This window comes from Microcoleus sp. CAWBG27, assembly GCF_020883145.1.
Classification (GTDB): Bacteria; Cyanobacteriota; Cyanobacteriia; order Cyanobacteriales; family Microcoleaceae; genus Microcoleus.
Window position 1 is genome coordinate 84,116 of sequence record NZ_JAHREU010000014.1, and the last position, 6,381, is coordinate 90,496.

At 45.0% G+C, this 6,381-nt stretch carries 4 protein-coding genes; 2 read left to right on the top strand and 2 right to left on the bottom strand.

Going from position 1 to position 6,381, the window contains the following annotated elements:
* The first annotated feature begins 112 nt into the window (after positions 1-112).
* On the top strand, positions 113-583 hold the full coding sequence (locus QZ938_RS10920) for a cupin domain-containing protein (protein ID WP_293333598.1): 471 nt from the start codon (positions 113-115) through the stop codon (positions 581-583).
* Positions 584-831: 248 nt separating this feature from the next.
* Here QZ938_RS10920 and QZ938_RS10925 read toward each other — a convergent pair whose 3' ends face one another.
* Both QZ938_RS10925 and xrtO read right to left on the bottom strand, forming a co-directional pair.
* Positions 832-3,696 carry a TIGR02921 family PEP-CTERM protein gene (locus QZ938_RS10925; protein WP_293351308.1) on the bottom strand — a complete coding sequence of 955 codons (2,865 nt, stop codon included), beginning with the start codon at positions 3,694-3,696 and terminating at the stop codon, positions 832-834.
* On the bottom strand, positions 3,674-5,224 hold the full coding sequence (gene xrtO / locus QZ938_RS10930) for an exosortase O (protein WP_293333605.1): 1,551 nt from the start codon (positions 5,222-5,224) through the stop codon (positions 3,674-3,676). Before xrtO ends, QZ938_RS10925 begins: the two co-directional genes overlap by 23 nt.
* Positions 5,225-5,362: 138 nt before the next feature.
* Between xrtO and smpB the strand changes: the two genes are divergently transcribed.
* On the top strand, positions 5,363-5,830 hold the full coding sequence (gene smpB / locus QZ938_RS10935; RefSeq protein WP_293145085.1) for an SsrA-binding protein SmpB: 468 nt from the start codon (positions 5,363-5,365) through the stop codon (positions 5,828-5,830).
* The last annotated feature ends 551 nt before the right edge of the window (positions 5,831-6,381 follow it).

The window sequence follows — 6,381 nt, forward strand, 5'->3', positions numbered from 1 at the left end:
CTCAATAGTGTTCATACTCCTCGTACCTTCACGCGGCAAGGATCGTCAAAGATAAAATCTCAACTAGGGACGGAAAACCAGATATTCCAATAAATAAAATTATGAAAAAACTATGCCTGTTTTTTTTTTGATGGTGATGATTAGCTTGGGAACAGTTGCAATTGTCAGAAGTCAGCAAACAACACCACCTATCAATACCTATAGTCAAACCGTGAAACGGGAAGTCTTCGCGAGTGGTTATCCTAGTGAGGCAGAAGGTAGAATTTTAGAATTAGTACGTTATACCATTCCTGGTATGGCAAAAATGCTGCCTCACCTTCATCCAGGGATGCAAATTTTCAAAGTTGAATTGGGGACACTCACCTATACTGTTGTCCAGGGAATCGCGAAAATTAAACGCGCCAATGGTAAAGAAGAAACCCTAGACGCGGGCCAAACTACTCGTCTGACGGTGGGAGATTCTTTAGTTGAGGCAGGGGGTATGGTGCATTACGGTCAAAATGAAACAGGAGATCTGGTAATTCTGCTTTCCACTTCTCTCCTGGATTCTCAGAAACCGAAAGCAATTTTGATCGAGCGTTAATCGACTTTACTGGTGCTTGGTGGTGGCGGATTAAAGTTTTGAACCGGCATCTGGGGTTCATATGGTGTCCGAGTAATTAAGCACAATCAGATTGGTTCGTAGTGCGGACTTCAGTCAGCTTTCATGCGGAGGACACTCCCGACGCACTACAAACTGTTTTTGTTATGGTAATAGAGCGGACATGATATGACTCTTTCCCAAGCACATCGCTTGGGAAGGAGTTAATTAACTTTAAACCACCGCACTTTTCAACCTATCACTTTGGCGCGCCGCTGGCGGAGGAAAATTGTCAAAAGCCCGATCGCCCCAACGATCAAAAGCAGCCATTCTTCCGGTTCCGGAACCCCAGAAACATTCAAAGGATTGTTCGGTTTCGTCAACTCCTCCTTACCCGATTCTATCTTTCTTTCAAATCGATCGCTCTTAGCTTCCGCCGCCTTTAGCTGCGCCCTTTGCGCGTCATTAACTAGCACAATCATCGAAGAATAAGGCGTGACGACTTTAAAGTTTTTAGCCAGCGAGTGCATTGCATCCAACTGAGTCAACTGATTGGAAGTTTTCTCTTTGCTAAGTGCAGTTATCAACTGCCGCGCAGCTATCGGTTTAAAACCTTCAATTTCACCATCAGTTATTTTCGCAACCGCCGCCGACTTTGGAGTTTTGGCATAACTCCAAACGTAGCCATCAACAACAGTAATTGCAGATTTCCCTGATGCTGCTGTCGTCGCCACTCGCTGCATCGCCTCTTTGATATCGGTAGAAACTCCGCCGCCGCTATCTTGAATCAGCTTTAAAGTTCCATCATCGTAAGCCGGTGGTAAGCCTCCCAAATGCACATTCCATAGGGGTGAGGGCATGGAAACGCTGGTTTTGCGATCGTCGGATAATTCGTAACTGTGGCGATCGCTCACCAAGAATACAGTATCGTAAGTGCGATCGGCGCGCAACTGTGCAAACTGTTGCAGAATATCCTTAAGTTGGAGCGTACCATAAAACGTCAACTTTCCAACATCAAAACTCCCCAAATCTTCGACCAACTTCGGCGGCATCCCCGCAGCACTCGCCACATACAAATCAACCGTATTTGCTTTTAAACTATTCGCTTTCAACCATTCAAAAGTCTCCTTAACATCCTTTGTTTCCCCCGTCATACTGCGGGAAGTATCCAGAATCACTGCAAACTTTTTGCCCTGCGGCAGCGAATAATTTGCATCAACCAGCGGCTTAGCAGAAATCGTATTTTCTCCCGGCAAATTCGCCAGACGCGGTATTGGTTGCTGCTGCGAAACTGCTGGCACGAATCCCGGCAGCCAAGTTTCTCTTGCCTCTTTCCCCCTGTAATTTACCTGTTTTCCAGCAATTGTGCGGCGAGTATTTCCATCCCAATAAATGTTACGTTTTTCTGCTAAAACAGGCATCGCCCAACCCTGTGGTTGTCGCATCACTTTGTAAGTCAGCCACAAGTGCATTTCCGTTGGCCCATTAGTTGGCGCGGGCGAAAACTCTCGTTTAGCCGGAATTGGAAAAGCTCGCAAGCGGTATTGTTTCGGGCCAACTTGTTCGAGCAAAGCTGGATCTACGCTTTCTCTCACCTGCTGGTTGTAAACTTGCTGGGCGGCACCTCTGGGCGAGACAGTAAATACAAAACGCTTGTTCAAATCGCCAGTATCGCCCAGCCAAACTCCTGTAACTGCGGCGCTTTCCGGCAGTGAAAAGTAATAGAATACTTCTTGCAAGTTCGGCGTTTGATTTTTGTAAACTTCGTAGAGTTGAACGTCAGCCCAATCGCCCTTTTCTGTGACTTTCACTTCTTGCGACTGCAACCATACTTTTTCCTCATTAACATTCAGCAAACCTGCCTTAGCTTCTTGGCGGTTAGATGTTGACTGCACTGCGTGCTTTACTGCTTCCGTGTCACCTTTTTGAATTTCGGTATCGAAGAATTCAGCGTAGAGTTTTTCGGCTTTTTTAACATCGGAATTAGAGCCTTGATACAAAAACGGCGACATGATAAAATTGTAGCTGTTCTGCACGTTGCGAGCCGCTGTGTTAGGCAAACTGAACGTATTTTTGTACATCTCATAAATGTGGTTGTTTTCTCCCACAGTGCTGAGATAGCGGTACGGAGATAAATAAGCATTAACTAAGCCCGATCGAATCATATCAGACTTGGCTAATAAAGTTTGACGTGCAGTGTCATTTGCTGCGGGAGTTGCCAGCATTTTCATTGCTTGAATTTGCGGTTGCTGTAGCAAAGCTGCGAAAATCGCCAGCCAAGCGGCCATAACTCCCAAGCTACCCATGATTGCTTGATTCTTTCCGTATTGGGAAGCAAAACTGCGAAATACTTTGCGTCCAGATTGGATGTAGAGAAAGCCGAAAAGCGAAGGCATTACTACGAATAAGCTGGAGGTAAGACCAAACAAAATCAAGGATAATGGTAGCCACCAAATTATCGATAATGAAGTGTATTTTAGAGAATCTATCAGTGGTGCTACCCAGACAAAACTGAAAAATCCAACTGTGATGGTAAATGCTACAGGTAGAGCGTAAAACATCAGCAAGGTTGCCGCCCAAGTTCCAACTAGCAGCATTAAGCTGTGAAATCCTAACTGTATCCATGCACTTCGCTGGTTTCCCCTGAATCCAATCAAACTGGAATTTCGGTTGCGAGCATCTTGAGATATTGAAATATCTTGAATATTTTCTTGTTTCCCAAAATATCCGTACAGCATTTCTACTAAAAATGCTGCAATGCACAAAACGATTGTAGCGATAATTAGCGAGCTGGCTGGATTCAGTTCTCGCAGCATAAACAGCCTGATTAAGCAGAGCAAAAACAACGGCGCTTCTACTCCATAAAACAAGCGCATTAGCTGCAATGGTTGCTTGTGAAAACGCCTTGCTCCTAGTATGGTAAACACTGTCGGTACTGCAATCAGTGCTGTTAGGGTTAAGGAAAATTCCAGGGGAATAATTCCGTCTATTGTGGCTTGGATTAACGGAATTGCTAGGTATGGCAAAATTCCTAGATAAACAGTTGACAAAAATGTCAAGTTCCACACCCAGAAAATTATTTTGAAAATTGCATCAAATACCTGCTTTGCTTTCATTTTTTGCTCCTGTTAAGCTTTGTTTGACGGCATTGTGTACGTTAGCAGTAAACTCTTCTACCTCAGGACTATCGGGATTTACGGAACTGTCAAAAAGAATAGAAACTAGCACCCAAGTCTGATTGCGATGGGTGATGTCGCTGGCGATGCGCGATAAGAAGTTATCTGTGGTTTGGGCTTGAGATTGCAACCAGTATGCAGCGGATAGTTTGTTGTCTTTGAGATACAGCCAGCGAGCTGTGACGGTAGGAGTTAGCTGTTTTTGTTCTATTCGATTGACGGAGATGCCACTGGTGACAAAGCACAACTCTGGTGCGTGATATGTCTGCCAAGATGTGCTGGCTACTGCGAGCATGGAACCGTGCAAGTTACCTGATGCAAATCTCTTTTTTTCTGCTTTTGTCTCTGGGTAATTGCCGAAGAATCTTTGTTCGCTGGGATTTAGCGGGATTGCTTCGGATATAATTTGTTGGGGTAGTTGTAAAGGGGCGATCGCTACTTTGGTACTTTCGACATGATAGAATTGAGAAATTCCTGCTAAAACAGCCACCGTCGCAATTAGTCCGGCTTTTGCCAGAGGCTGATTTTTCAGTATTTCCGAATCTCGTTGCGAGGGGAAATCAATTTGTGTTGTTGCCTGAAATTTGGGAACTTGTTGCAGCATCAGCCAACTTACAAAACAACCGCAGACTAAACCTACAATTCCCAGCGGTACGTGGAGGATTTCTGCATAGGTTGGCTGTTGCCAAACTTGGGCAACCAGCACTAACGCGACAACTCGCAAAGCGTTAGCAGACAACAACATTAACAAGTTAGCAGCGCATACTGCCAGCCATTGAAAACTCAATTTTCGGCTTTCTAACCAGGTAGCCACTAGCAAAAATAGCGTCCCGACTAATAGGGTTTTAATGCCGCTGCAAGGTATATCAACGTGGGCGATGCCGTTTTCCAAAATCAGGATATCGTAGGAAGAAATAGCTCCCACGTGCAGGATTGAGAGCAACTGTTCTACTACGTGAGCAGTCATCACTCGCGCTGGCAAGCCGAGGCCGCTATTAAACTGATTGCTGAAGGGTAAAATACAAGCCAGCAAGCCGGCAATTGGCAAGTTTTTTTGCCAAAAATTCGGTTCTGCAAAGAAGCCCGACAGCCCGTAAGTTCCTAGGATAAATAGCAGTACGCTAACTTGTGGGATATTAATTGTGCACCCTAGGGCGATCGCCAAAACACCTGCACCCAAAATCAACAGCAGCGGATTGCGCCTCAAAACGAAGTTTGGGGAAAATGCCCGCGGGCGATCGCCCCAACCGAGCGATCGCACTACTAATGCTACAATCAGAAAACCAATTGCTATCTTGTACAGTGCCGGTATCTCAACAAACGACGATAACAGCCACTTAACAGCAGAGATATTGGCCCAAAACCAAGCAAGCGCCAGCAAAAAAGGAGCCAGCCAAACCAAATTAACCGCCTGAGGGGGACTAACAGAATCTGAAATTCCCGAATCTGGAATATTGGTGCGCTGCATGATACCGCTTGAAATTCACATTGATGAAATCTTAGCTCAGCAAAATTGGTAATGCCTAGACCCGTAAATTAAGTTTTGTCAAGCTTCTATTTTCTATACATAAATGTTAGCCTTATAATAATTTAATCGGAGGTAAAAATGAGCGAAAAAACGACAGGATACAAAATTCTTAGCGACAACCGACAAGCGCGCCATTTGTATGAAATTATAGATACATATCAAGTGGGCATCGAGTTAAAGGGAACCGAAGTCAAATCGATTCGGGAAGGAAAAGCGAATTTGCGGGACGGATATGCCTTGGTTAAAAATGGCGAAATATGGCTGATTAACGTTCATATTTCGCCGTGGAGAAGTGCCAGCAACTATTTTAATCACGAGCCTCGCCGCACCCGCAAATTGCTGATGCACAAGCAGGAAATTCGCAAATTAATCGGGAAAGTGGAAGAAAAAGGTTTGACTTTAGTGCCGTTAAAAATGTATTTGAAAGGTGGCTGGGTAAAACTTGATATCGGTTTGGGAAAAGGGAAAAAACTGCACGACAAGCGCGAAGATTTGAAAAAACGCGAAGACAAGCGGGATATGGAACGCGCGATGAAGCAATATTAGTCATCGGTCATTAGTCATCAGTCATCAGTCATCAGCCGGCAAACAGTCAACTGTCACCGATCAACCAACTACTGCGCTCTTCGGACTCTTCTTTCAACTGTCAACTGTCAACTGTCATCAGTCATGTGGGAGCATCTCATTTTTGTAAAAAGCATTTTTTTTTAGTGCGAGCTTAAGAGCTCGCGTACTATACAATCCGCGAGCGGGGACAGCACTATAAATACAAAACTGAGATGATCCTATCATGTCCGATCCATAACCATAATAAAAATGGTTCGTAGTGCGGACTTCAGCCCGCAGCTTCAGAGCGGACTGAAGTCCGCACTACAAACTGCACTACAAACTGATAACCATAATAAAAATGGTTCGTAGTGCGGACTTCAGTCCGCAGCTTCAGAGCGGACTGAAGTCCGCACTACAAACTGCTTCAGAGCGGACTGAAGTCCGCACTACAAACTGCTTCAGAGCGGACTGAAGTCCGCACTACAAACTGCTTCAGAGCGGACTGAAGTCCGCACTACAAACTGCTTCAGAGCGGACTGAAGTCCGCA